Here is a 22658-nt window from a genome sequence, read left to right as displayed (position 1 = left end):
GATCCAAGGCAAGGTGCCTCCAACTGTACCTTCAAGAGATAGAAACTCTGACGGACGTCCATTGACAGCCCCTGTCGGATGTAAGGTCATTACCTCTTAGAATGAAGAAAGCAGTCATTCTCAGGCCGGATATGAAAGACCACTCTGCGGACAATGCCGCCGCTTGAAGTGCGTTTTCCGGTTCCCGCTTCAGAGGTTACTATTTCATCTCCGTTGCAAATTCCGTAGACGTCGAAATCCGCCCGTATCCCTGAAGAATATCCAGCATGGCCTCGCGGGTTACGTCGGAGTACCCGCCAACGCAATCAGCTAATAGCACGGCTTTGTACCCCGAGTTCGCCGCCCGCTTCATCGACGTCCCGACCATATGTTCAATGACCTGGCCAATGAGGTAGATTTTGGTTACGCCTTGTGCCCTTAGAATCTGATCAAGGGCAGTGCCCTGGAAGGCATCGGAGTTAAAATTATCGAGTTGAACTTCGCCCTCCAGCGGCGCAAGTTCTTCTATCGGCTGGGTCCCCCACGATCCTGCCAAGCATTGGTCGGAGCTTCGCGCGTGAGCGACAATTCCAAACAGGTCTTGCGGCACCTCAGGCGCATTTGGGCGAAACGCGACGTTCACGTAGACTACAAGCAGACCTGCTCTACGAGCCGTTTCAAGCGCGTGCTTTGCGTTCGTGTATGTTTCATCTTTGGAGATTTGTGAAAACAGCTCACTACCCCAAATACCGTTCGGATGCGCCACGCTATTCTGATAGTGAAGCACGAGAAATGCTGATGACATTAATTCACTCCCAAGATTCCAACTTCTTGGCCAAGTAATAGATTTCCTATCCAAAAGATGGTGACTCCGCCTGACCGATGATGCCTGCATCCACGGTAGCCCAATTCGGCGCCTGCTCTAATCAATGGGCAGGTAAACATTGATCACAGAAAGGTCGGCGTCCTTGAACTCAGGCACACTAACCGTACGCGGCAATCGCAATGCCGGCGCTCGCAAATCAGTAATTCTTCATCTCAATCCGAATGCCATGCACGGTCTTCTCGCCGGTGTTCAGCACGCGGCCCAGCGGTTGTGGCGACATGTTGACCACGAGACTACCGGTACCGTCCCAGGCTTGAACTGCTTGCATGATGTCCCTGTGTGGCGGTTGGCGGTTTCCGTCGGGATCATAGTCGTGGATATCGGGATGTACTGCGTCCAGAACGAAGACTGACGGCCACCTATGGTGATGTAATGGCTCTTCGTCCTGCGGCTCCAGTGTGACCTCCAACACCCGCAGCTTGTCGTTCTCGAAAATCACTTTGTGATGTTTCGGTGCGGCAGCTACCGCATCATAGGCAGGGTCCCAGGTGGCCGGATCGGAATGCGTATCGAGGTTATCCATGTGAAGTTCCTCCTTCTCGCAACGGTGGCTGATCATAACTGAATTCCCCAAATGCCAAAATAGCCTTCCTACACTGGCTGCTTCGGGCTCATGGCAGTCATCCGCTGCACTGCGAACCAAGTTCCGCTTTCCTAGAAAGTGAAGAGACGCGTTTATAGGTCCTTTACCTGGGGGCAAATTATCAGTCGATGATACAGTGCTCGGAGCATTCTTCCAAAATTTCGAAACTATGGGTCGCAGTGGAAACACTATCGGCCTCTTTGACGTCTTATTGGATGCAGTATTTGCCTCTGAGGAAACCGCTTCGATAGATCAGTCCAGTGGGCATTCAAAAATCCACAGGAGAGGCATTTGGGGTTGAGTTGGGCAACCCCTATAAGTACTCGCTAGACCTCTCAGCGAGTCTCTGAGCATCACTGTGGCGGTTCTGTAGACATCTTCTCTGATGCTGAGGAAAACAGCTTCATTGGAGTGCCAGAAGGCTCATCTTCGACAGAGGTCTCCAAACGGACCCTTACGGAGTGCGTAACTCACGGCGCTTTCGGCCCATCCAACTGTACCATTACAGAAGCGAAGCAACTTCAAGAGTTAGCTATTTCCAAACTGGGGGACGCCATTAGGCGTGACCAAAGTGGTTCGTGTTCTTCGAACCAAATTTCCAAGAACGAAAAATCCGCATCAAAGCCTGATCTTTGGTGCGACTTATCTGCAGGACCAAAGGTTGGACTTGCAGCAAACCGGAGCAACCGCTCCTATCCTCAACCCACAATGTAAGGAAGTTTCATGGGTATGTTCGAAAAAAATCTTAACAACGAAACACGAAAGGCATTGGCACGGAAAGCGTTGCAAGAAATTCATATGAAGAAGAATGACATCAAAATATACGTGCTCGCGCGTGGCTTTGTTATTGGTCGCTTCCAGTACGAATTACGGCAAAAAGTAAAAAGCACAAAATTGTATGGGCAAGAATTGGAGAACCAGCTTCCTGAAATCAAACAGTGGGATGATGCCCTCCGAAGCAACAACCTTTGGCTTTACAAGGCGCTGTTCGTTCCTGGATCAGATGGCAACGACATTTTAGAGGTTCTCGAGATTAAAGAACCAGCAGACTTTCCCTCTTGGAACGCAACTGTTGTGAAAAGGGCGTACAAGACACGAAAGAAAAGGTTGATTGCAGAAGGGAAGCTTTCAAAAACAAAACCATTCCTAGTGGAAGTCAGCCAATCGCAACCTGATTTTCGACTGCTGTCGCTTCTTAGCAGTAGCTAGGATTTCATTTCTCAAGAAGCCTCGTGGCCCAGCGTGTTGAATTCAATCAGTAACTGATTAATGCTCTCAATCAAGCGAGGTCGAAAGGAGCCGCAATGCTTTCAAAGCGTCGTGGGCAACACAATATGGACACTCTCGGAACTGCATTGAAAGATGCAAGTAAATACGAGCGACTACCAAGGCCAGAAGGCAGCTTCGTCGATCTATGATCGCTCTCGTAACATTTAATCTGAGGGACAGCTGCCAATAGTGTTAACCGTTCATCTTCCGAGCGGCTTCTTTCTCTTCATATTTCTTCCACAGCCCCATATGTCCATTCTGCCTTGCGTTGGCTAGCCAGAGCTTCTTTCGAGCATCGGGCTTTTCCATTGATCGATATTTTCCACCTGAGAATTTTGGCCAGTCTATCGCTAAGCCAAGTTTGACCATTTCAGCAGATAGATCACGGCCGTCCTCCAAGTAGCACTTTGCAACTGTACGACCGTGGGTGTCTTGATCGGTTACTTCAGCCCTAATTTTTTGTCCCTTGCAGAGAGAAACGAGCGCCCATTTTGCTTTCTTCCCGTAAGGGTGGTTCATCTCGGGCGCATCGACACCAAACAACCTGACCTGTGTTTTCTTTATGACCAGCGTGTCGCCATCCACTACGTAAGCGGAACCCGTCAATATCGAGACGCTTGGCCGTGGTACCGTATGGCTTGGATCAAAACGCCGCTGCGGCGACGTGCGTTGTCGCTGCCCAGTAGTTAATCTAGGATTTTTGTCCGACTGTGACTCGCTCGGGGGCGTTGTCGTGTCTTTGTACCTGTTACTGCGGAATGCCAAATACACCGCACCTGCCAATACCAATCCTAAAACAACAAAAGTCTCCACGAAACAGGTCTCCCAACGTTAGGTCGTTCAAATTTGCTTCACCAGATCAAGGCTGACTCAAGTACACGCCAAGGTTGATGCCCTGAAAGCATGTCATTTTTTTGTCCGGAGGGTTGCGAACCAGTCTCCTCTCAGAGAGAGGTCACTCAAAGGACTATTAGAATGTTCAACTCCATGTACAGATAGGCCCAAAAGAACGGGCTTAAATTTCAGTTAGTTGTAGTTTTCCACACCGCCTAGAGCTCAGAATGAAAACTGGCGGAAAATCCAATGAGAATGGCAGGTTCTCACAAGCAATCTCTTCGCTGCGGCGTGATGTGCAAACCCACGTGAAATATTTCAGTGAATGATTATGTGGCGTTGTATCGCGTCAAGAGTGTGGAGTAAGTGTTGCCATGACAGAGAACAAAGACCGGCTGACTGCCGAAGAAGCAAAAGGGCTTCGGACTGCAAAAGAACTCGAAGGTCATCTCGCTTGGCTTGACACCTTCACTCCCGCAGCCTTGGGTGTCCTCGCTATAGCGTCAGGGATTTACACATATCTCGGTGTATCTTCGCTGCTTGAAGACAACGGTGCAGTCTCATTCTTCGCTGCCGTGGCCTATTCGATAGCTGTGTCTGTGGGCATCTTTGTGTTCTGGAGCTACATGCTCCGGCTGTTACCTTCAATGCGCACTGCGAGCGGTTTTATCGGGCTAACTATCTCAACCATTGTCGGCTCTGTTGCCATTATTGCCATGTCCAGCTGGCTCAATGCTGCAGCTCTCGCTGGCTCAGCAGCGGTTGAACAACACCTCGAAAACACTGTGCGTGACTACCAAGCAGCCCTTGAGCAAGCTCACGACATCGCTCTCAGCGGTCAAGCGTTGGGTCGCGAGGTGGAACGCGCCCGACAGAGTTTTGAGGAACTCGCTGAACTCGAGCAGTCTGGTGATCTATCAGGTACAGCTGGTCGAGGTGCCGTGTTCCGTGTTCTTACTCAAAAGGCTGAGGAATTGCGTAACCTGGAGGAACAGATCGCTGCACAGCAAGAACCTATCGAGGAAGCTTTCCAACAAGGCAACGAAATCCTCGCAAAGATGCGTGAGCTTACCGTTGCACCCGGTCCAGTGGATCGTCGCTCGGTTCAGTTTTCTGAGGAAAGCGTAAAGCTGGCCGGCGTCATCTCTCGTCTCAACCAATACAGCGTAGCACCACTTGTTGCTCGTGCTGCCGAAGACTTGCCATCGTCAGTCGTACTTCCAGAGCTTGATGGTCGAAGCTCCGACGTACGCGACGCGCAATCATCCACTATCAATTCCGTTTTGAACGCTCTGGACCAACGAAGCAAGACACTCAAGAACGCAGCTGACGAGGTATTGGACATGGAGCCGCCAATCGAGACTGCATACAATCCGATTTCCAGTGCTGATGCTGTAATCAAATACGCCCACAACTTCGTACCTTCGTGGGCCGGAGCAATCGCAATCGACTTGCTGCCCGCCGTGTTGGTATTCGTGCTGGCTATCACCCAAGCTGCAATTCGCAGCGGCAAGGACGGTATGAGCATAGAGGATACGCTGACACTCTCCGACCTCAGAGCCGCTATGAACGCCATGAAGGACGTCGAGGCAACAATGGGTGTGGCGGACGCCGCCATACTTAACCGCGCTACGACGCAAAAAGATCAAGCTTGATGGGTATTTTTAATCGTCTCGATCCACGCTCTGGGCTACGGTACGTTCTGATTTTGCAGCTCGTGATCGCAGGTGTTCTGATTGCGTTCGATGTTGTTGGCGTCATTCCAAACCCGTTCAAAGAGCGAGTTGAACTCCCTACGGGACCAGTGTCTCCCGGCGATCAACGTCGGGAATATCGTACCGATCGCTCTGATCCGTCGCTTCTGCTACAAGACGGGCCACTAGAAATACCGATGCCAGAGGCTTTTCCAGAAAGATTGGACTTCTCTGTAGTGGAAGTGGAAGGGCTGGGGAGAGTATTGCTTCTCACTGGGCAAATAGAAGTGGACGACTCCTCGCGATTTGCTTCGTACCTATCCGACATGCGAGAGAAACCGGACCTCGTGGCACTTCACAGCCCCGGTGGAATGGTGTCAGAGGCGTTGTCCATCGGTGAGAAGGTCAGAGAAGCGGAGCTATCTTCTGCAGTTCTGGCTGGTGCGATGTGCGTGTCCTCATGCCCTTACATCCTAGCAGGTGGGGAGGAGCGCATCGTCTCGCTCCGTAGCATTGTTGGTATGCATCAGCACTACTACGATCAGCCTCGCCTGATACCAGTCGTCTTCGCAGTTGAAGGTATCCAAATGGGACAAGGCGAAACGATGCAACATCTCATCGACATGGGCGTGGAACCGTCGCTCATGCTGTACTCTCTGAACACTCCACCTGACGAAATCTATGCGCTCGTCGAAGAAGAACTCTTGGATACACGCATAGCAACTCAAGTAATCGACTAACACGCAACACCGAGGAATTTGTCTTGTTCAAGATGCTGACAATTGCTGTGGCTCTTTTCGCCACGACAGCCGCCGCTGGTGGCCTCCAAGTACGCGACGCAGATACGATCGTTGTCGATGGCACTCCCGTTCGCCTGAACGGAGTGGATGCGCCAGAACTTGGCACTCGTTCTGGTCAGGACGCCAAACGCTGGATGGTGAACTTCCTGCGAGGCAAGAACATCGAGTGCAAACTGAACGGTGAGCGTACCTATGATCGTTGGGTTGGTGTTTGTTATGCCGACGGACAAGACATTGGCGCTGCCGTGATTGCTGCGGGACATGCACTGGATTGCGCGAGGTTCTCGGGTGGGCGATACCGGCAGCTGGAAACACCGGCAGCGAAATCTCGTTTGAGGCGAGCTGGCTATTGTAGGTAGAGACCAATTTCATTCGGACGTCGAGGATCAACCGTAAGAGCCCCTGAGAGCTCCGTAGAGGAGCCCGATACCCCTTGAAGAAAAATCGACCCTCGCCAACTAGAGCTTTAGAGCTCAGTGTGCAGATGGGGTGGATGGCTCCTGCTCCATCAGCGTCGCGATGCGCCATAGTGCAGGTGTCGTTATCTGCGAGAGAGGAGTCACCCCTTGCAAGTTACCACGATCGGCCTTGATCTGGCCAAGAACGTCTTTCAGGTTCACGGCGTCACCAAAGAGGGTGAGGTTGTCTTTAATCGGAGCCTGCGCAGAGCTCAGGTCCTGACCTTTCTCGCGAGCCTGCCACGGTGTCTGGTCGGGATCGAGGCTTGTGGGGCGAGCCATTACTGGGCGCGGGAGATTGCGAAGGCCGGACACAAGACCGCTTCTGACCACACACCCCTCACAAAAATGTCTTGCTTTGCAGGAGCCATCCACACAGGACAAAGCGACCCTTAGACCAATTCATGATAATAGGATTTTTGCGCTTATCGCTCTGAATCGCGGTAGAGATGCTCGGCACCATTCGCAAGCCTGCATTTTCCGGAAATCCGTGGGTCGATGCCCGCATAATACAATCTATCATCGATCACACCTCGAAGCTCGAGGTTCTTTCCGGTTTTCTTTTGAAGGAGTAGTCGTAATTTGTAGGTTTCAGCGCAATTAGGATTATTAGTGTCAGTACAGTTCAATTCTTTTAGATCGAGTTCAAGAACCTCTCCAAGTTGATCGTCTTCAGAGAGAACAAACCTTGAAACTACGAACCCTTCCGAAAGGCTTGTCATCCGGTCTTCTATGTTGACCGAAAATCTCCAGGTCTCCTTGTGACGGGGCCAATCGATTCCATCTACGCGAAAAGTGCAAGCTAACTGCGTCCAGCCGTCATCTAAAGGACCATAAAACACAAGCTTTCGCTTATGATTTGGATGATCTCCTATATAAAAGTATACGAATATGAGAATACAAAATACTAAGATGAAAAATAACGCGACAATCGAAATTATTATTGCTGAGATTACTTTGATTACTATAACGCCAAACTTATTCATCCCTCAATCTAGTCACACCGACCTAAATGCGCAAAGCTGAGGTGTTCAAGCTCTAGGGAGTTGGTTGTTCGAGTCTGAAAAGTTTTTGTCGCTGTCCAAAGGGTTGGGTGTACGATCGTTTAGCTCCTCCAACTAGGTCCACATTCGAGTCCACAAATCAAATGTCGCAACTCATAAATATTTGATTTATAATAATTAATATCTCCAACTAGGTCCTCTCCTGGGCACCAAATAATCAAAATTACTCATTTAAACACAGGTAGTTAATCAAAAACTAGAGTTTTTGATCCACCCCTCTATCCACCTTTTCTTTTATGGTGATCGCGATATGGGGCTGTTTTCCGAAGTGTCTACCAACAACCCGCTCACACACACGGCGCGTGTTTACAGGCAGGCGACGCCAACGATCCAACGCACTTCGATCAAAATTATGCAGCTGGGTTCAAACTGAGAAACTTTTTCAGTTCAGTTCAAGTTACTTGTTGGACAGCGAACGGGTGGTTGCATATCAATGAACGAAACAAGAAACTAACATTGAGCAGCTCCAAGATGTCATCAAGCGCACGCCAGTCCGACCTCGATTTCGCCGCTGACCTATTTAAGGCTGCGGACAAAATGCGCGGGGGACTAGAACCTTCCGAATACAAGCACGTTGCCTTGGGTCTGATCTTCCTCAAGTACATCTCGGAAGCGTTCCAAGCCAAACATAAGGAGTTGGCACAAGACGATCTGGCGGACCCCGAGGACCCCGAAGAATACCTCGCCGAAAACGTCTTCTGGGTACCCGAGACCGCTCGCTGGTCTCACATCCAGCAGAACGCTCGTTCCGAGAACATTGGCAAGATCATAGACGATGCGATGGAGGCCATCGAGGCCGAACCCACCAACGAAACCCTCAAGGGCGTTTTGCCCAAGAACTACGCCCGCCCCACGCTCGACAAAACCATGTTGGGCGAGCTGGTTGACCTCTTCTCCAACATCAAGATGCACGACAGTGCCGACCGGGCGCGTGACCTGTTGGGGCGTGTCTATGAGTACTTCATCTCTGGATTTGCCAGCGCCGAAGGAAAACGCGGCGGCGAGTTCTTCACGCCCCGCTCCGTCGTCCGCACCCTCGTTGAAATGCTCGAACCTTATCAGGGCCGCGTCTACGACCCGTGCTGTGGCTCGGGGGGCATGTTCATCCAGTCAGAGAATTTCATCGAAGAGCACGGCGGCAACCCACTGAACCTTTCCGTCTATGGGCAAGAGATCAACCACACCACTTGGCGGCTCGCCAAGATGAACCTCGCCGTCCACGGCATCGACGCCGACATCGCATGGGACAGCGCAGGCAGCTTTCACAAGGACGCGCATCCGGGGCTGAAGGCTGACTACATCCTCGCCAACCCGCCCTTCAACATCTCGGACTGGGGCGGCGAGCGGTTGCTAGAGGATGACCGCTGGCAATACGGTATCCCGCCCAAGGGCAACGCGAACTTCGCGTGGATACAGCACATCATTCACCACCTCGCTCCGCGCGGCCACGCGGGCGTGGTGCTGGCTAATGGCTCCATGTCCTCACAAACCAGCGGTGAGGGTGAGATCAGAAAGCGCCTGATCGAGGAAGACCGCGTCGATTGCATGGTCGCCCTGCCGGGTCAGCTTTTCTATTCCACGCAAATCCCCGTTTGCCTGTGGATATTGAGCCAGGACAAGAGCGCCAATGGGTTGCGCAACCGGCGCGGAGAGGTGCTATTTATCGATGCCCGCAACAAGGGCCATATGGTGGACCGAGTGCGGCGCGAGTTCTCGGACGAGGACATCGAGCTGATCGCAGGCACCTACCGCCGCTGGCGCGCCAAGCCCGAGACGCTTGCAGAGAAGAGCTGGGAGGCCTACGCCGACGAGCCGGGGTTCTGTAAGTCCGAAGGGCTGGAGGCCATCCGGAAGTTCGACCACGTGCTGACGCCGGGGCGGTATGTCGGAACGGCTGAGGATGAAGGCGATGGCGTGCCGTTTGAGGAGAAGTTTGCTGCGCTAAAAAGTAGTTACGGGCAACAAGTTTTGGAAGCCAACACGCTAGACGACAAAATCAAGTCGATGCTGGGATTGGTTGAATGAACGGCAATCAGACGCGGTTTGGCGACACGCTAGAAGTCCCGCTCAGAAACGGCATCTACAAACCTAAGCAGTTTCATGGTCGGGGAGCGAAGATCGTCAATATGGGCGAATTGTTCGCATACCCTCCAAGCCCGAAGCAGTCTTTCTTTCGCGAAGCTGCACCATCGAGAGTCATCCGGCCCTTGGACGCGTCAAGCAGCCGCTGAACGGCACAGGCAACTGGCGCGGATCGGAATGTCTGCGCGGGCAACGGCTTGGTCCAGAAGCAATTTCACATGTGGGAGTTCCACGGTTTCGCCTCTACGCTGGAGGCATTCGTGGAGCCCGTGCAGAGCCCAGACATTGCGCGGATGTTGGCTAGGTCGAGGTAGCTTGCCATCGAGCCCCAAGTCGGCCCGGTAGACCGTTTCGGCTTCAGTATATTCACCTGCCTCCATTAATAAAGCACCCAGAGCATGCCGGGATGGCTGCGGCCACGACCAGGGCTCCTCATATTCCAACCCGTCGTCTAATTCGACCGCTTTGCGAAGGTGATTAAGACCGGTGTTGTGGTTGCCGGCTTTAAACTCAATTTCGCCTTTCATCATCTCTTCGGCTACGGCGAGGACGTCGCGCGCTGTATTGTTAAAAAGCATACGGCTTTCAGGCACTTCGGCGTAAGCGGCAGTAAACTCCCGCATGGTCGATTGAGCCTCTTGGAGACGTCCGAGATTAGCCAAAGCTACGGCTTTGGCGTAAAAGATCAATGCGTTGGTAGTTACGTAGAGTTTTTTGTCTTCCGGTTGTTCAAGCTCAAGGATCTCCGACCACATTCCAAACCGGATGTAAACATGTGGTGCAGCCGCCACGAATGTTTCGAAAATGTCCGGGTAGGTACGAACAACCGCATCGGGTACTTCTCCGCGTAAGCGGGTGACCGCATCTACCGCTGCCGCTTTCTGGCCGAGAAACATCGCGCCATAAAATGCGAAATGCAGGTTGTGAATGCGGTATAGAGCGTAGAAGTTCGCAGCTCCGGCGTATTCCTTAAACATATCGTCCACTTTGGCAGCAGCCAGGTTGCGATATAGCACATTCTGATACTCCCCACAGAGAACGTCGATATGTGTGGCCATATGCACAAGATGGCCCGCATCGGGGACTAGATCCTTTAGGGTATCCCCATGGCGCAGCGCTTTTTCAGGGTGCGGCGACATTTCCATCAGGTGAATGTACATGTGCAACAGACCAGGGTGGCTCCAAGCACCGTGGGTTTGATCGAATGCGCGTTCTAAAACTTCCATAGCTTCGACAGTTGAAGCTTCTGGGTTCGGAACGCCCTTTTTGAAGTCCCAGAGTTGCCAAGGCGTCCGGTTCATCAATGCCTCAGCGTAAATGCAAGCAATGTCTAAGTCGTCCTTGTGGGACTCGTAAACTGGTTTCATAGCTTCAGCGAAACCATCGTTGAATGGTTGGTAATCTTCGATTTCAGGGTCAGTTGGATAGCGCAAAGCCAACGCCTCAATCAGTGCACGCTCTGCCGGTTTGGCGTCTTCCAGTGCCAGCGCATTCTTGAGCGCTTCGTGCGCCCTTTCCAAAGCCGGCGCCTTCTCTTCAGAGGTGAAGACTTCCCATGGTTTATTGTAGTTTGGTCCGATGGAATAGGCGATGCCCCAATAAGCCAACGCACATTTTGGATCGGCCGCAACTGCTTTCTCAAAGCAGACAATCGCCTCCTCGTGATTGTAGGCAAAAACCCAAACTAGCCCTCGATCAAACCAAATTTGAGCATCTGGAACTTTGCTGGCAGCACGGCTGTATTCTCCAAGGTTAAAGTATTCGGTCATGAAAAGCACTCCCTATCAAAAGGTAAACTCTAACACGATTCGACCTATTTCGACGTGTCTTTCCCGAGTTAAGTTTCACGTGACTTATTTGCAGGACTAATCCACCTTCCAATCCAAGAAGAACTAGAGGCACCTGCGAGATCAGAAGCGTATTGAAACTCGATCATTCTAATTTGAACGACCACTTTGGGCTCGGAGCAGACGTTCGGCAGAATTCAGTGAATGACTGCTCTGCGGACGAAGCCGCCGTTAGCCGCACCGCAGCGTTCATAGACCTCCTGAGTGACCGCTGTGCGGACAAAGCTGTGATTGGCTTTGCGCATCGCCAGTGAACCATTGTCAATGGACAATTTTGATTCGAATGATCGGCGAGCGCGCTCAATACTGTCGCCTCATTTTCGTCACATATTCAAAAAAATTGGAGACAAACGGCTATTCATGAAATCACTGTCAACAGAACCAAGACAAGTATCACCTTTCGCTTAATGGGTTGCCGCTTAACTGCCTAAATTTCGGGTTACACTATTTCATTTCCCCGGCGGAGGACTATTGAAATGCGATACATCCCAAAACTGCCTGATGTATTCGGCGAAGAAATAGACATTCTGGAATCTCTGTTTGGCGAGCTGCCACCGACGGGCAGCACACCGATGGTAGACCCAGCAGAAATTCTGGCATCCCTGTTTGACGAGCTTAGCGAGCAGTCACCGACAGATAACACACCGATGGCCGACGCAACAGAAATTTTCGATGCAGTCAGCTATAAAGCGCAGGGAATGCTGGGCTTGACCGTTGACCTTCTGAGCGGTGCGTCAACGCGCGGCGTAAATTTCCGATCGGCAGCAGGCGAGACGGAGCTCGCGAACGCGATCCTGATGCCCGGTGGATACGATCATGATCACGACAGTGAAGAGCATCACCAAGATGAAGATCTGTACGGAGCCTGGAGCGGTGGAGAAATAGCAACGGCGGCGACGCCCGGTTTCGAATACAGCAACGTTGGTCCTCCTGCGGGTAAAGGCCCGAACAGGGGCGGCGGTGACAACAATGGAGGCGACAGCACCTCAAACACTCTGTACGCGACCTATACCAGCGGTCAGCAGGACACTGGTGAATTCGATTACTTCAATATTAACATTCAGTTCTACGGCGAGTGGTCTTCTGTCTATATGGACGCTTTCGCGGCCGCTGCGGATTTCCTGAGCTCCGTCATAGTGAGCGGACTGCGCGATGACGCAGAATCCTTCAATACGTTCAGCACGGATTTGTTTACTGTCGACGATGTTCTGATCGAAGCGCGCCTACCTGAAATTGACCAAGAAGGCGGTATACTTGGCCGGGCTGGTGCCTACTCTGTGCGCGAAGGTGGCACAGAAGATGAGTACACGACCGTTGTTGGTGTTATGGAGTTCGATAGCGCCGATGCAGCCTCGCTGCTTTCAGATGGCACATGGGACGATACGATTCTGCACGAAATGATCCATGTATTGGGCTTCGGTTCGCTATGGGACAATTTCTATCCGGACCTCGTTACGGTAACGGAGACAGTGAACTGGATTGCTGGGGAAGAAACCAGAAATCCGCGTGACGACATTGTGGAAGTCACTTCGACCGCTGTTTACAACGGTGCCGCAGGAACGGCCGAGTACCTCGCTGAAAAAGATGCGTCAATGCCGGACCAGCTCGTTGTCGAAACTGACGGCGGCAGTGGAACGGCGTTAGCCCATTGGGATGAATTTGAATACGATGGCGAGTTGATGACTGGATATCTGAACTCCAACGCCAGCGACATGTATCTTTCGGATTGGTCGCTGATGGCGCTTGAGGATATCGGATATGACGTGACCGATGCTTTCGAAGGTGCCAGCAGTCAAAATGCACTAGCAGATGGCGTCGATCTGGAATCTGCCGATCCGCTTCTAGCATTTTATGATGCGGACGGAAGTGTGCTCAGTTTCGCGTAACCGGAAATGTGGAAGCATTGAGCTTTCTGGTCCGATACAATCAAAGACCGCACGTTCGCTCAAGCGGTCTTTGTCTATGGCTGTTTCGTAGAAAGCACGCCAGTTTAACTGAAATAGAACGACGGCTCCGGGCTCAAAGCGGTCATTCGCTGCACTCGGCGTGAACGTCTACTGTGCGGACAAAACAGACGCTAGCTTAAGGCCGCTTCCGCTTAATCAATGAACAGGCTAGGTTGCTACCCACGACGAGATAGGTGAGATGAATGCCCGACCGAGAAGCCAGCAACAACTTGTCGTCTGCTTTTGCCGTTCGCGGGAATGATGCTCTTGAATCCCAGTATGACGAATGGGCCGAAACATACGATGCTGACAACGCGGCAATGGGATTCCGACTGCCTGTTCTTGCTACGGCGTTTTTTGCAAGGTGGGTTCCAACCGGCGGCAAAGTTCTTGATGCGGGTTGCGGAACTGGTTTGGCTTCGGAGAACCTTCATATTCTTGGTTACCGCGATCTAGTGGGAATCGATCTGTCGAACGCAATGCTTAACAAAGCGCGCGAAACAGGCGTTTTCTCCGAGTTGTACCGAATGGTGATGGGCGAGGCACTTGATTTCGCGTCCGACACCTTTTCTGGGGCCATCGTTACTGGCGTATTCACCGAAGGACATGCTCCGCATTCCAGCTTTGATGAATTAATCCGCGTCGTGAGGCGGGGTGGCCATATCGTCTTCAACGTTCGTGACGACATATATGAGCATCACGGCTTTCGTGAGAAAATGGATAGGCTTGAGTCCGATGGGCTCTGGAAGCTTTCTGAGAAGAGCGAAGCTTTCAGACCGTTTACGATCAGCGAACCTCACGTGATTGCCCGAATATTCGCTTATGAAGTCACTTCGTGAGTGCTCGACCTTGGGCGACGCACATTCTGATCGGTATGCGTTCGTCTATTCTCGTCAATGTCTTTGCTGCACTAGGATCAGTCGCGCCTTAACGGAAGATTAGATTTTGAGTTTTTCTGATGTTAGCGTCTCCCTCGATGGCGACTGGAGATTGAAATGGAAAATTTTGCTGAGTTCGGCAAGGCCGAGTTAAAGGGCTGGTCAGAGCCACAAACGGCAAAAGCCTATGGAGAGGGGTTTGCCTCGGCGGCAGAACAATGCGTCGCTGACATTGTGGAAACCTCACTTGTAACGAACGGTTCCGTTGCGCTTGATGTTTGTTGTGGCCAGGGAATTGTTGCGAAGGGGCTCGCAACTGCCGGGGCTGAAGTTATCGGTTTAGATTTCTCTCCAGCGATGCTCGAAATTGCACGTCGGGAAGTGCCGATGGTGGATTTTGTAGAAGGTGATGCAACCACTTTGCCTTTCGCAGACAATTCGTTCGATGCTGTCACAATGGGGTTCGGCATTCTTCACATCCCAAATGCCGAAGCCGCAATAAAGGAGGCGAAACGAGTACTGAAACCAGGTGGCCGCTTTGTTTACTCAGTATGGGAATCTCCTGAGACATCAGCCGCATTCCGAATAGTTTTTGGAGCCATTGAAAGATTTGGGAGTAAAGACGTTTCTTTGCCTCCTGGGCCACCTCTTCATGCTTTCGCAAACCCTGAATACGCATATCCGATTTTGATTGCAGCCGGATTTACTGAACCTCATATGCGATCTTCAAGTAGCGTTTGGGAAGTTTCAGACCCCGCCACTCCCTTTGACTATTTTCACGACGGCACCGTAAGAGGTGCGCTTTTGCTTAGATCACAGCCTGCCGAAAATGCTTCTGCGATTAGGGCTGCGATAGCCAAGGCTGTTCAGGTGGAATTTGGTTCAGTCGCTCCCTGGAGAGTGCCAATTCCTGCTGCCATAGTTTCAGCTACGGCGTAATTTAATCAAATAAGTGTTCTGCGGACAGCAACGGGGTGGGTTAAGCTTATATTTGGGCTTGTGATGTCCGCTTTTGGCTCGGAGCGGTCATTCGCTGCAGTTGGTGCGAACGACCGCTGTAGCAGAAGAATAGACCTTGTTCGGATGATCTCTGTACCTGGCCTGATGCACATAAATGGCCACTTTGGAAGTTGAAGCCAGCTCTAGCGCTCGGCCCGTTCAACCCAAGTTCTTCTAACAAGACCTTCGTGAAGTATCAGAGGACAAGTGCAAGTCTGTTCAGCGTCGATGACGCTTTTCAATTCGCGTTCAATCTATTGTAAACAGCTCCTGTCTTTCAGCAACACCGCGCAATCTGTATTGCCCCAGCGAAACAAGATTTGGGATGGATTTCACTAAGTCCTCTGCCACCTTGTTAGAAATAATAATGTTCTGATCTAGTGCGCTGCACATGCCAAGAATTCGGGAGGTTGTATTGACTGTCGGGCCGACCACTGTGAAGTCCAAACGAGACCTGCCGCCAATGTTGCCATACAGTACATCGCCAGCGTGCAGCGCAAGAGTGAAGCCTGTCGTTGCTAAACCGTCCACTTTTCGTCGTTTGTTGAGTTTATCGAAGGTATCTCGCAACTCAATCGCCGCGTGAATCGCGACTCTGCGAGCGTCCGGAACCTGATCAATATCGAAGATCGCAAGCATACCATCTCCCATGAATTTCAGAACGTTTCCGCCATGGCGTTCGACTATGTCGACGGCTTCTGCGAAATAATCGTTTAGCAATTCTATTATAGAATTTCCTGGAAGCGCCTCCGATAGTTTTGTAAATCCTTGCAAATCAAAATACCAAATTACGGCTGAAATCATTTCGGATGAACCTCGGGTGATGTCCCCGGAAAGAACGCGCCTGCTGGCGTCTCTGCCCAAATAAGCGGCAGTAATGTCTTCAGCCATGAGTCTGTTTGCCCCACACTTCAGCGTCAGGCAAAGTGGCGAAATCAACTCACGCAAACCGTCAAGTTGCTGACTTGTAAAGCCACCCCTTGCGTCGGTTGTCAACGAGATAATGGCCCCTTCCTCGGCCTGCATTGGATCCACGGGCGTAGCATTATCCTGAATAAGGAAGAAACGTTTAACAGCGAAGTAATCTGTTGCACCGCGTTCGCGAAGTTCGTCAAAGATTGGAAAGTTAAGCTTAGGTTCTTCGACTGTCAGGTCTTGTCTGATCTCTTCAAAGTTGTTTGCTAAAAGATAGTAAATCGGGCTTAGAATGTATTCTTCCGGCGCATCCGTTCTTCGAACAAAGTCTTGTCGCTCATTTCCTCCATCTCTGTGCCAGCGAAAAGCTACTGTCCCAATCTCGGGATGATGAGCGCGCACAGTAATGTTTGCTCTTTGAAGTGGAATTCCTGCTGAAACAAGACGGTTGCAGAATGCTTCAAGCCAGATTTCAACCGGCGCATTCTCCAAACCCTGTTGAACCAGCCAATCAGCTAAGTCTTTTATGGCGGTGGTCAGTTCCCAGTTTTGGATTAGTGGGGCTGCCATGATGTCCTCATAATGAGTTATCGGAAGACGTAGTTCGTAGTCTAATTCACTTCAAGGACACCTCAAATTCAATTTTCCCAAGGTGCTCGCAACCCTAAGCAGATCTTCGAAGATATCACTTTGAAACGTCGGCTTCGCGGACTTAGCGGTCATTGATTGCCAAAGGTGCGTGAAGTCAAAAGTTGTGACATACTCTCAATATTCAGGGAGGATTGATTATGGCTGGCTGGCATATCGAAGGCGAGTACATGGAAACTTGCAACTGCGATTTCTTGTGCCCATGCATTACGACAAATCTGACCGCGACGCCCACCGAGGGTGATTGCAAGGCAGCGATTGCGATGAAAATTCTTAAAGGGGAAAAGGACGGTATTTCGCTAGACGGTTTGTCCTTCATCGTCTTGCTTCACGCACCGAGCGCGATGTCCGAAGGAAACATCAAAGTCGGTTTGATTGTCGATGAGAACGCCAGTGATGCACAAACTGCAGCGATCGGCGATATCGCCACTGGAGCTGCGGGTGGTCCGATGGAGGCGCTAGGGCCCTTGGTCGGCGAAGTTGCGGGTGTCGAGAAACGACCGATCAGTTTCGTGTCCGAAGGAGACAAGATATCCGTGACAGCTGGTGAGTTGGTTCAGCAGGAGGTCGAAGCTGTCAACAGCGCGCTTCCGAATGGTGGCCCAATCAAGATCGATAATGTCCCACATCCGGTAACAACAACGCTCGCACTTGCGCGGGCTACAAAGAGTAAGTTCAATGCCTTCGGAGTTGAATGGGACGATTCCACTGGCTCCAGGAACGGACATTTCGCCCCGTTCGCCTGGTCGGCCTAACTCTACGCGCACTGTGACCACAGCAACTGGAACTGCGCTAGAGCGCAGCTTGAAGCGAGACCGGCTAATAGTGATAGCAGGTCTTTCTTCTGTCGTTGTTCTCGCTGCGATTTATACCCTGCTCGGGGTCGGCATGCCCATGTCGGCTATTACTATGACACAGATGGCTATTGAAATGCCGGGCATGATGATGGCATCCGCAGAATGGACACCTGGTTATGCGTTAATGGTCTTCCTGATGTGGTGGGTCATGATGATTGCTATGATGGTGCCAAGCGCGGCTCCCACGGTGATGTTCTATGCTGCACTTGCAAGGAAAAACAAAAACGCGAATAAGCCATACGCTGCTGTCTCCATTTTCCTTGCCGGGTACCAGTTGGTTTGGGGTTTCTTCAGTCTCGTATCAACTGCTGTGCAGTGGTCCCTTGTTTCAATTGGGCAGATGAGCGGGATGATGGAAATCACTCAAGCGCCGCTTGCAGGAGCGCTGCTTGTGCTGGCTGGACTTTACCAAGTGTCCCCTCTCAAGCAGGCGTGTCTGCGGCATTGTCAGCATCCGGTGATTTTCTTCATTCACAATTGGAAATCAGGGGGCTGGGGGGCTCTTCGCATGGGGATGCAGAACGGGTGGTTCTGCCTTGGGTGCTGCTGGGTTCTAATGGCGCTTCTTTTCGTCGGTGGAGTGATGAACCTGCTTTGGATCGCCGCGCTCGCAATTTTCGTCGGAATAGAAAAACTCGCCACCGGGCTTCCGTGGTTGTCCATGCTTTCTGCAGTCGCGCTGATCCTCGGGGGACTGGCGCTTGCCTTGGCATGACGTTTTGAGCCCTCCGACAACGGAAGCGTACCGTGCAATCTAGTTGAGCAGGATGACGGCTTCGGGCTCGAAGCGGTCGTTCGCTGCACTAGGCATGATCGTCCGCTTTGCGGACTTTGCTGCCATTGGGTCGACGTCTGCTTTTGCATCTCACTTCGCCCGTCATCGAACCTTTCATGCTAGCTCGGTTTGCATTCTGCCTCTAGTCTGGCGACATGGCAATCGAACCGAGACTGGATATCTTTGGGGCGGCGCTGGCCGATCCCAGCCGTTCCCGCATATTGTGTGAGTTGATGGATGGGCGCGCGTTTACAAACAAGGAACTGGCATGCGCGGCGGATGTCAGCCCGCAGACAGCGAGCGCGCATCTTAAAAAGCTCGAAAACGCCGGTCTGACGTCTTCGTTGCGCAGCGGTCGGCATATCTATCACCGGATTGCGACTGCCGAAGTTGCCCAGGTGCTCGAAGTACTTGCCAGCCTGTCGCCAACAGATCATCTGTCTCGATCCGGACAGGCCGCCACGGATACCCTGCGTGCGCGTAGCTGCTACAATCATATCGCTGGCAGGCTCGGTGTTTTGATGAAAGAGCGCCTTATCGCACTCGATGTGCTGAGGAGATCCACCGCAATCCAGTGTCGTTTTTTTGGAAAATTCGTACGCTTAGCGCAGCGCCTTCGAACTAGGAAAGGGGCAAATATAGCTTGCCCCCACTTTCATTTTTGCGCTGCTTCAAGCTGTGGATTGTTCGGATACCAATTCGCCGAACTTAGTAAAGAACTTGCCCGATAGTTTCTTTGCAGTTCCTGCAATCAATCGGCTGCCCAGTTGGGCGATCTTTCCGCCGATATCAACCTTTGCAGTGTAAGTCAGAACCGTCTCGCCGCCGTCCTCGGTCAGGGTTACGTCCGCGCCACCCTTGGCAAATCCGGCCGCTCCACCCTTGCCCTCGCCTGACAGGCTGAAGCCGTTCGGTGCGTTAGTTGTGTCCAAGGTCACCTCGCCAGCGAAACGCGCCTTTACCGGACCGATTTTAAGGACCACTTTAGCCTCGAGCTGATCGGGCGCAGCCTGTGTCAGTTCCTCGCAGCCGGGAATACATTCTCGCAGAACATCCGGGTCGTTCAAGGCCGCATATACCACATCCCGCGGCGCGGATATGCGGATTTCGTCAGTCAGCTCCATTTAGGTTTCCTTTCTCAACAACATCTTAGGTAGACACAAAGCGCCTCTTACGCCGCTTCTTTCACCATCAATTCGAGGTGTTTGAATTGGAGGTTACACCGCGGTTCAAGCCGTCTTTTCATCATGTGATGCTTCCTCCGATTTGTCGACATTCCGCCAAAAAATGATCTCAGCCAAAATCGACAACGCGATTTCGTGCGGATCAACCGCGTGAATATCAAGCCCCGCGGGTGCCTTTAATTGTTCGACTCGGGCGGGGTTCATCCCCTGTGATATCAACCTGTCACTCAAGACCTGTGCCTTGCGGCGGCTGGCCACCATTGAAACTCTTCTGGCAGGTGATTGCAGTGCAGACTTTAACGCAACCGCATCACCCTTGCCCTGCGAGGCGACAACAACAAAATCACGAGGCTGGATGCCCAGCGCAGGCAGGTCGTCTGGGTCAAATTCAGAATAGGCTTCACCAACCGTCCCTTTGGGTAGGCAAACCCAAAGTCCGGCCAGTGTCGCATGAGCCCGAAGCGCCGAAGCAATTGGCGTATCCCCAAAAATCACCAATTTGGGGGCATGTTGATACGGCTCAACCAGCAAGTCGACAGTTCCGCCCGACGGGCATCCGCTTTTGAAGGTCTGTACCCCGTCCGGGTCCGCCATGGAAACCACCTTGTCAGAAGGTTTAATGCGGATCAATTGCGGATCGCCGCTGGATAACGCCTTGACAGCAGAGGCGCGAACAGCGCGTTGCACGCAAGCACCGCCCAAATGCCCCAGTATTTCGCCGGTCCCAGTTATTGCAGCCTTGGCCCCGGCCTTGGCCGACGTCACGTCCGCGGTTCGCAATACTGTGGCAACGCAGAAACTTTCGCCTTTTGAGCGTAACGTGTCGATTGTGTCGAATATGTCGAAACCCGGCATTACGTCTCCTTTCACAACTTTTGGAACTCTGGTTCTAAAGCCGCCAAAGCGTCCAGAGTATTAGCAGGCAGATGCGCATCCAGATGAGGCAAAGCTGCTTGGATCGCAGCAGCCGCAGGCTCATAGTTTTCCCACCCTTTCAACGGATTTAACCAAACAATACGCCGCGCCTTTCGCCGGATGCGAGCCAATACTGAGCCCAGCGCCCGTGGATCGGAACTGCAGTATCCGTCCGAAAGGATCAAAACGACCGTCCGCCCATTAAGCGCCCGTGCGCCATATCCGCCCAGAAAACTCTCTAAGCTACCAGAGATATCCGTACCGCCACCAAACCCTTCGGCCATCAGCGACAGTCTTCCTGCTGCTCGCAAGGTGTCGTGGTCGCGAAGCGCATCTGTGACGCGCATCAGACGGGTGTGAAACAAATAAGCGTCCGCTTCTGTCCCGCTGCCAACAAGTCCTTTGAGGAATGCCAGAAAAACCCGCGAGTAAACTGTCATGGATCCGCTGACATCGCATAAAGCGACTATTCGCATAGGGCGAGGTGGGCGCGCACGGCGGTAAAGGTCGATTGGCTCACCGCCACGTGCAAGACTCGATCGTTGAATACGCCGCATATCCAGCGCCGGTCCCCGCAGGGCGCGTTTGCGACGCCGTGACCGACGGTCACGGATCGCACGGGCAATCAACATCGCAGCTGTTTCGGCCCTTTTTAGAGCCTCATCATCCATAAGCTCGCGAAGATCTCTTCTCGCAAGGTTTGTGGTTCGGGTAGCGATCAGCTTACCATCTATACCTTCGGCTTCGCCTTCACCCGGATCAACAGTCGCAGAGCTATCCGGCCCATCAGCGTCTTGTTTATCCGCCCGGCTTTCTGTCTGCCAGATCATCGGTTTTGCAGACTGCACCCGAACATGCGCGGTATTTGCCGTTCCCGTCCTTTGCTTTCCGGCGTTGAACCAATAAGCGTCGAACAGTTCATCAAAGCGGTTCCAGTCTTCTGAATCTCCTGCAAGCAAAACGCATAATGCACGCCGAGCTTGATCTGCATCCGCAGCATTGACTGCAGACAAAGCTGCCAATGCATCTCCGGTTTCTTTTGGCCCGACGCGCAAACCGTTCATTCTCAAATGCCCGATGAAACCGGACATCCTGTCCGCCAGACCTGCAGCTCGGGAAGGGAAGCGCGTGACCGGCATCAAGCGACCTTTCCAATGAACTGGTCCATAATTTCGGGCGGAGCAGCATCAAAGTCAGCGGCCGTTTTAAGCAGGCAAACAAGCGTTGCCTGAACCTCTGAGCGGGACTTGGCAAGGTCATTTACCCCCAGTCCAGACAAGGCGGCTGCCCAATCAAGCATCTCGGCAACACCTGGCGTCTTCTCAAGATCCTCTTTGCGCAGGGATTGCACAACTCCGACAATTTGTCGTGCAAGCAAGCCTTCGATATTTGGCATTTGAGCCTTGAGAATTGCCATTTCGGTTTCATGGGACGGGTAGTCGATGAAACTGTACAGACAGCGGCGTCGCAATGCGTCCGATAGGTCACGTGTTCCGTTTGCGGTCAGTATCACGATGGGTTTTGAACGGGCTCGGATTGTACCAAGCTCAGGTATGGTAATCTGGAAATCTGACAGTATTTCCAGTAAGTAAGCTTCGAACTCCTCATCGGCGCGATCAATCTCATCAATCAGAAGAACTGGGGGCACCTCCTCGCTGATAGCTTCCAGAAGGGGACGTTTTAAAAGGAAGTCATCTGTGAAAAGATGGGCTTCGCTTGTTCCGCCTTGCGACTCGCTGGCGCGAATTGCAAGCAACTGCCGTTGGTAATTCCACTCATAAATTGCGTGGCTGGCGTCGAGACCTTCGTAACACTGCAGCCGGATCAACCTCGTATCAAGTTTAGCGGCGAGTGCTTTGGCGACTTCGGTTTTACCAACTCCGGCTGGACCTTCCAGCAGCAAGGGGCGGCCGAGTTTCTGCGCCAGATGAAGCGCCATCGTCAAGCGGTCGCCCGCAACGTAACCCACTTTCGCGAGCCCTTGCTGTATGTCTTGCAAGCTCATGCCTGTCTCCTGAACAGCCGCTGCACTGGATTCTAGTGCA

General features: G+C 52.2%; 21 protein-coding genes and 1 pseudogene. 12 read left to right on the top strand and 10 right to left on the bottom strand.

Going from position 1 to position 22658, the window contains the following annotated elements; all coding sequences use genetic code 11:
* Positions 1–199: 199 nt before the first annotated feature.
* Together GOV45_RS19945 and GOV45_RS19940 are read right to left on the bottom strand one after the other, a co-directional pair.
* A complete protein-coding gene (locus GOV45_RS19945) occupies positions 200–784 on the bottom strand; it encodes a cysteine hydrolase family protein (protein WP_170481214.1) in 585 nt (194 codons plus the stop codon).
* Positions 785–1001: 217 nt separating this feature from the next.
* Entirely contained in the window at positions 1002–1508 is a 507-nt protein-coding gene (locus GOV45_RS19940; protein WP_217362462.1) for a hypothetical protein, read from the bottom strand.
* Between the two features lie 663 nt (positions 1509–2171).
* Here GOV45_RS19940 and GOV45_RS19935 point away from each other — a divergent pair.
* Positions 2172–2657, top strand: coding sequence for a hypothetical protein (locus GOV45_RS19935; RefSeq protein ID WP_170481212.1), 486 nt, complete (start codon positions 2172–2174; stop codon positions 2655–2657).
* Positions 2658–2909: 252 nt separating this feature from the next.
* On the opposite strand, the gene GOV45_RS19930 is transcribed toward GOV45_RS19935, so the two are convergent.
* Positions 2910–3530 carry a thermonuclease family protein gene (locus GOV45_RS19930; protein ID WP_170481209.1) on the bottom strand — a complete coding sequence of 207 codons (621 nt, stop codon included), beginning with the start codon at positions 3528–3530 and terminating at the stop codon, positions 2910–2912.
* Positions 3531–3925: 395 nt separating this feature from the next.
* Here GOV45_RS19930 and GOV45_RS19925 point away from each other — a divergent pair, with 395 nt between their 5' ends.
* The 4 genes and pseudogenes from GOV45_RS19925 to GOV45_RS23370 form a co-directional block, all read left to right on the top strand.
* On the top strand, positions 3926–5206 hold the full coding sequence (locus GOV45_RS19925; protein ID WP_170481206.1) for a hypothetical protein: 1281 nt from the start codon (positions 3926–3928) through the stop codon (positions 5204–5206).
* Complete coding sequence (locus tag GOV45_RS19920; RefSeq protein ID WP_170481202.1) at positions 5206–5985, top strand: hypothetical protein; 780 nt, start codon at positions 5206–5208, stop codon at positions 5983–5985. Before GOV45_RS19925 ends, GOV45_RS19920 begins: the two co-directional genes overlap by 1 nt.
* Before the next feature lie 32 nt (positions 5986–6017).
* Positions 6018–6404: a thermonuclease family protein gene (locus tag GOV45_RS19915; protein WP_170481314.1), complete on the top strand. Its 387-nt coding sequence runs from the start codon at positions 6018–6020 to the stop codon at positions 6402–6404.
* A gap of 207 nt (positions 6405–6611) precedes the next feature.
* A pseudogene (locus GOV45_RS23370) lies at positions 6612–6821 on the top strand (IS110 family transposase); the annotation flags it as partial.
* Positions 6822–6928: 107 nt separating this feature from the next.
* Here GOV45_RS23370 and GOV45_RS19905 read toward each other — a convergent pair.
* Positions 6929–7489 carry a hypothetical protein gene (locus GOV45_RS19905; protein WP_170481197.1) on the bottom strand — a complete coding sequence of 187 codons (561 nt, stop codon included), beginning with the start codon at positions 7487–7489 and terminating at the stop codon, positions 6929–6931.
* A gap of 534 nt (positions 7490–8023) precedes the next feature.
* Here GOV45_RS19905 and GOV45_RS19900 point away from each other — a divergent pair.
* A complete protein-coding gene (locus GOV45_RS19900) occupies positions 8024–9592 on the top strand; it encodes a type I restriction-modification system subunit M (RefSeq protein ID WP_254448053.1) in 1569 nt (522 codons plus the stop codon).
* 191 nt (positions 9593–9783) lie between these two features.
* Here the strand turns inward: GOV45_RS19900 and GOV45_RS19895 are convergent, their stop codons facing one another.
* Positions 9784–11418: a hypothetical protein gene (locus GOV45_RS19895; protein WP_170481194.1), complete on the bottom strand. Its 1635-nt coding sequence runs from the start codon at positions 11416–11418 to the stop codon at positions 9784–9786.
* A gap of 554 nt (positions 11419–11972) precedes the next feature.
* Here GOV45_RS19895 and GOV45_RS19890 point away from each other — a divergent pair.
* The 3 genes from GOV45_RS19890 (at position 11973) to GOV45_RS19880 (ending at position 15259) form a co-directional block, all read left to right on the top strand.
* A complete protein-coding gene (locus tag GOV45_RS19890; RefSeq protein WP_170481191.1) occupies positions 11973–13382 on the top strand; it encodes a leishmanolysin-related zinc metalloendopeptidase in 1410 nt (469 codons plus the stop codon).
* Between the two features lie 263 nt (positions 13383–13645).
* On the top strand, positions 13646–14281 hold the full coding sequence (locus GOV45_RS19885) for a class I SAM-dependent DNA methyltransferase (RefSeq protein WP_170481188.1): 636 nt from the start codon (positions 13646–13648) through the stop codon (positions 14279–14281).
* 156 nt (positions 14282–14437) lie between these two features.
* A complete protein-coding gene (locus GOV45_RS19880; protein ID WP_170481185.1) occupies positions 14438–15259 on the top strand; it encodes a methyltransferase domain-containing protein in 822 nt (273 codons plus the stop codon).
* Between the two features lie 309 nt (positions 15260–15568).
* Here GOV45_RS19880 and GOV45_RS19875 read toward each other — a convergent pair whose 3' ends face one another.
* Entirely contained in the window at positions 15569–16804 is a 1236-nt protein-coding gene (locus tag GOV45_RS19875) for an adenylate/guanylate cyclase domain-containing protein (protein ID WP_170481182.1), read from the bottom strand.
* Between the two features lie 218 nt (positions 16805–17022).
* Here GOV45_RS19875 and GOV45_RS19870 point away from each other — a divergent pair, with 218 nt between their 5' ends.
* From GOV45_RS19870 to GOV45_RS19860, 3 genes are all read left to right on the top strand, one after another.
* Positions 17023–17637: a DUF1326 domain-containing protein gene (locus tag GOV45_RS19870; protein WP_170481180.1), complete on the top strand. Its 615-nt coding sequence runs from the start codon at positions 17023–17025 to the stop codon at positions 17635–17637.
* A 13-nt stretch (positions 17638–17650) separates the two neighbouring features.
* Complete coding sequence (locus GOV45_RS19865; RefSeq protein WP_170481178.1) at positions 17651–18454, top strand: DUF2182 domain-containing protein; 804 nt, start codon at positions 17651–17653, stop codon at positions 18452–18454.
* Between the two features lie 215 nt (positions 18455–18669).
* Positions 18670–19245 (top strand): ArsR/SmtB family transcription factor, encoded by a 576-nt coding sequence (locus GOV45_RS19860; protein WP_170481174.1) that lies wholly within the window; start codon positions 18670–18672, stop codon positions 19243–19245.
* Here GOV45_RS19860 and GOV45_RS19855 read toward each other — a convergent pair.
* The 4 genes from GOV45_RS19855 to GOV45_RS19840 all read right to left on the bottom strand — a co-directional run bounded on the left by GOV45_RS19855 (position 19186) and on the right by GOV45_RS19840 (position 22618).
* On the bottom strand, positions 19186–19638 hold the full coding sequence (locus tag GOV45_RS19855; protein ID WP_170481171.1) for an SRPBCC family protein: 453 nt from the start codon (positions 19636–19638) through the stop codon (positions 19186–19188). The genes GOV45_RS19860 and GOV45_RS19855 overlap by 60 nt on opposite strands.
* Positions 19639–19743: 105 nt before the next feature.
* Positions 19744–20553 (bottom strand): XdhC family protein, encoded by an 810-nt coding sequence (locus GOV45_RS19850; protein ID WP_170481169.1) that lies wholly within the window; start codon positions 20551–20553, stop codon positions 19744–19746.
* A gap of 11 nt (positions 20554–20564) precedes the next feature.
* Positions 20565–21752, bottom strand: a complete 1188-nt coding sequence (locus tag GOV45_RS19845) for a vWA domain-containing protein (protein ID WP_170481166.1) — start codon at positions 21750–21752, stop codon at positions 20565–20567.
* Complete coding sequence (locus GOV45_RS19840; protein WP_170481163.1) at positions 21752–22618, bottom strand: AAA family ATPase; 867 nt, start codon at positions 22616–22618, stop codon at positions 21752–21754. The genes GOV45_RS19845 and GOV45_RS19840 overlap by 1 nt, the downstream gene beginning before the upstream one ends.
* Between the last annotated feature and the right edge of the window lie 40 nt (positions 22619–22658).

The organism is Ruegeria arenilitoris, assembly GCF_013035425.1.
Lineage (GTDB): Bacteria > Pseudomonadota > Alphaproteobacteria > Rhodobacterales > Rhodobacteraceae > Ruegeria > Ruegeria arenilitoris_A.
This window is presented reverse-complemented; position numbering and strand designations above follow the sequence as displayed.

Excerpts from the sequence above, each read along its gene's own strand:
- GOV45_RS19945 (WP_170481214.1), bottom strand. The coding sequence starts at position 784 with ATGTCATCAGCATTTCTCGTGCTTCACTATCAGAATAGCGTGGCGCAT.
- GOV45_RS19935 (WP_170481212.1), top strand. The coding sequence starts at position 2,172 with ATGGGTATGTTCGAAAAAAATCTTAACAACGAAACACGAAAGGCATTG.
- GOV45_RS19925 (WP_170481206.1), top strand. The coding sequence starts at position 3,926 with ATGACAGAGAACAAAGACCGGCTGACTGCCGAAGAAGCAAAAGGGCTT.
- GOV45_RS19920 (WP_170481202.1), top strand. The coding sequence starts at position 5,206 with ATGGGTATTTTTAATCGTCTCGATCCACGCTCTGGGCTACGGTACGTT.
- GOV45_RS19915 (WP_170481314.1), top strand. The coding sequence starts at position 6,018 with ATGCTGACAATTGCTGTGGCTCTTTTCGCCACGACAGCCGCCGCTGGT.
- GOV45_RS19905 (WP_170481197.1), bottom strand. The coding sequence starts at position 7,489 with ATGAATAAGTTTGGCGTTATAGTAATCAAAGTAATCTCAGCAATAATA.
- GOV45_RS19895 (WP_170481194.1), bottom strand. The coding sequence starts at position 11,418 with ATGACCGAATACTTTAACCTTGGAGAATACAGCCGTGCTGCCAGCAAA.
- GOV45_RS19890 (WP_170481191.1), top strand. The coding sequence starts at position 11,973 with ATGCGATACATCCCAAAACTGCCTGATGTATTCGGCGAAGAAATAGAC.
- GOV45_RS19885 (WP_170481188.1), top strand. The coding sequence starts at position 13,646 with ATGCCCGACCGAGAAGCCAGCAACAACTTGTCGTCTGCTTTTGCCGTT.
- GOV45_RS19880 (WP_170481185.1), top strand. The coding sequence starts at position 14,438 with ATGGAAAATTTTGCTGAGTTCGGCAAGGCCGAGTTAAAGGGCTGGTCA.
- GOV45_RS19875 (WP_170481182.1), bottom strand. The coding sequence starts at position 16,804 with ATGGCAGCCCCACTAATCCAAAACTGGGAACTGACCACCGCCATAAAA.
- GOV45_RS19870 (WP_170481180.1), top strand. The coding sequence starts at position 17,023 with ATGGCTGGCTGGCATATCGAAGGCGAGTACATGGAAACTTGCAACTGC.
- GOV45_RS19860 (WP_170481174.1), top strand. The coding sequence starts at position 18,670 with ATGGCAATCGAACCGAGACTGGATATCTTTGGGGCGGCGCTGGCCGAT.
- GOV45_RS19855 (WP_170481171.1), bottom strand. The coding sequence starts at position 19,638 with ATGGAGCTGACTGACGAAATCCGCATATCCGCGCCGCGGGATGTGGTA.
- GOV45_RS19850 (WP_170481169.1), bottom strand. The coding sequence starts at position 20,553 with ATGCCGGGTTTCGACATATTCGACACAATCGACACGTTACGCTCAAAA.
- GOV45_RS19845 (WP_170481166.1), bottom strand. The coding sequence starts at position 21,752 with ATGCCGGTCACGCGCTTCCCTTCCCGAGCTGCAGGTCTGGCGGACAGG.
- GOV45_RS19840 (WP_170481163.1), bottom strand. The coding sequence starts at position 22,618 with ATGAGCTTGCAAGACATACAGCAAGGGCTCGCGAAAGTGGGTTACGTT.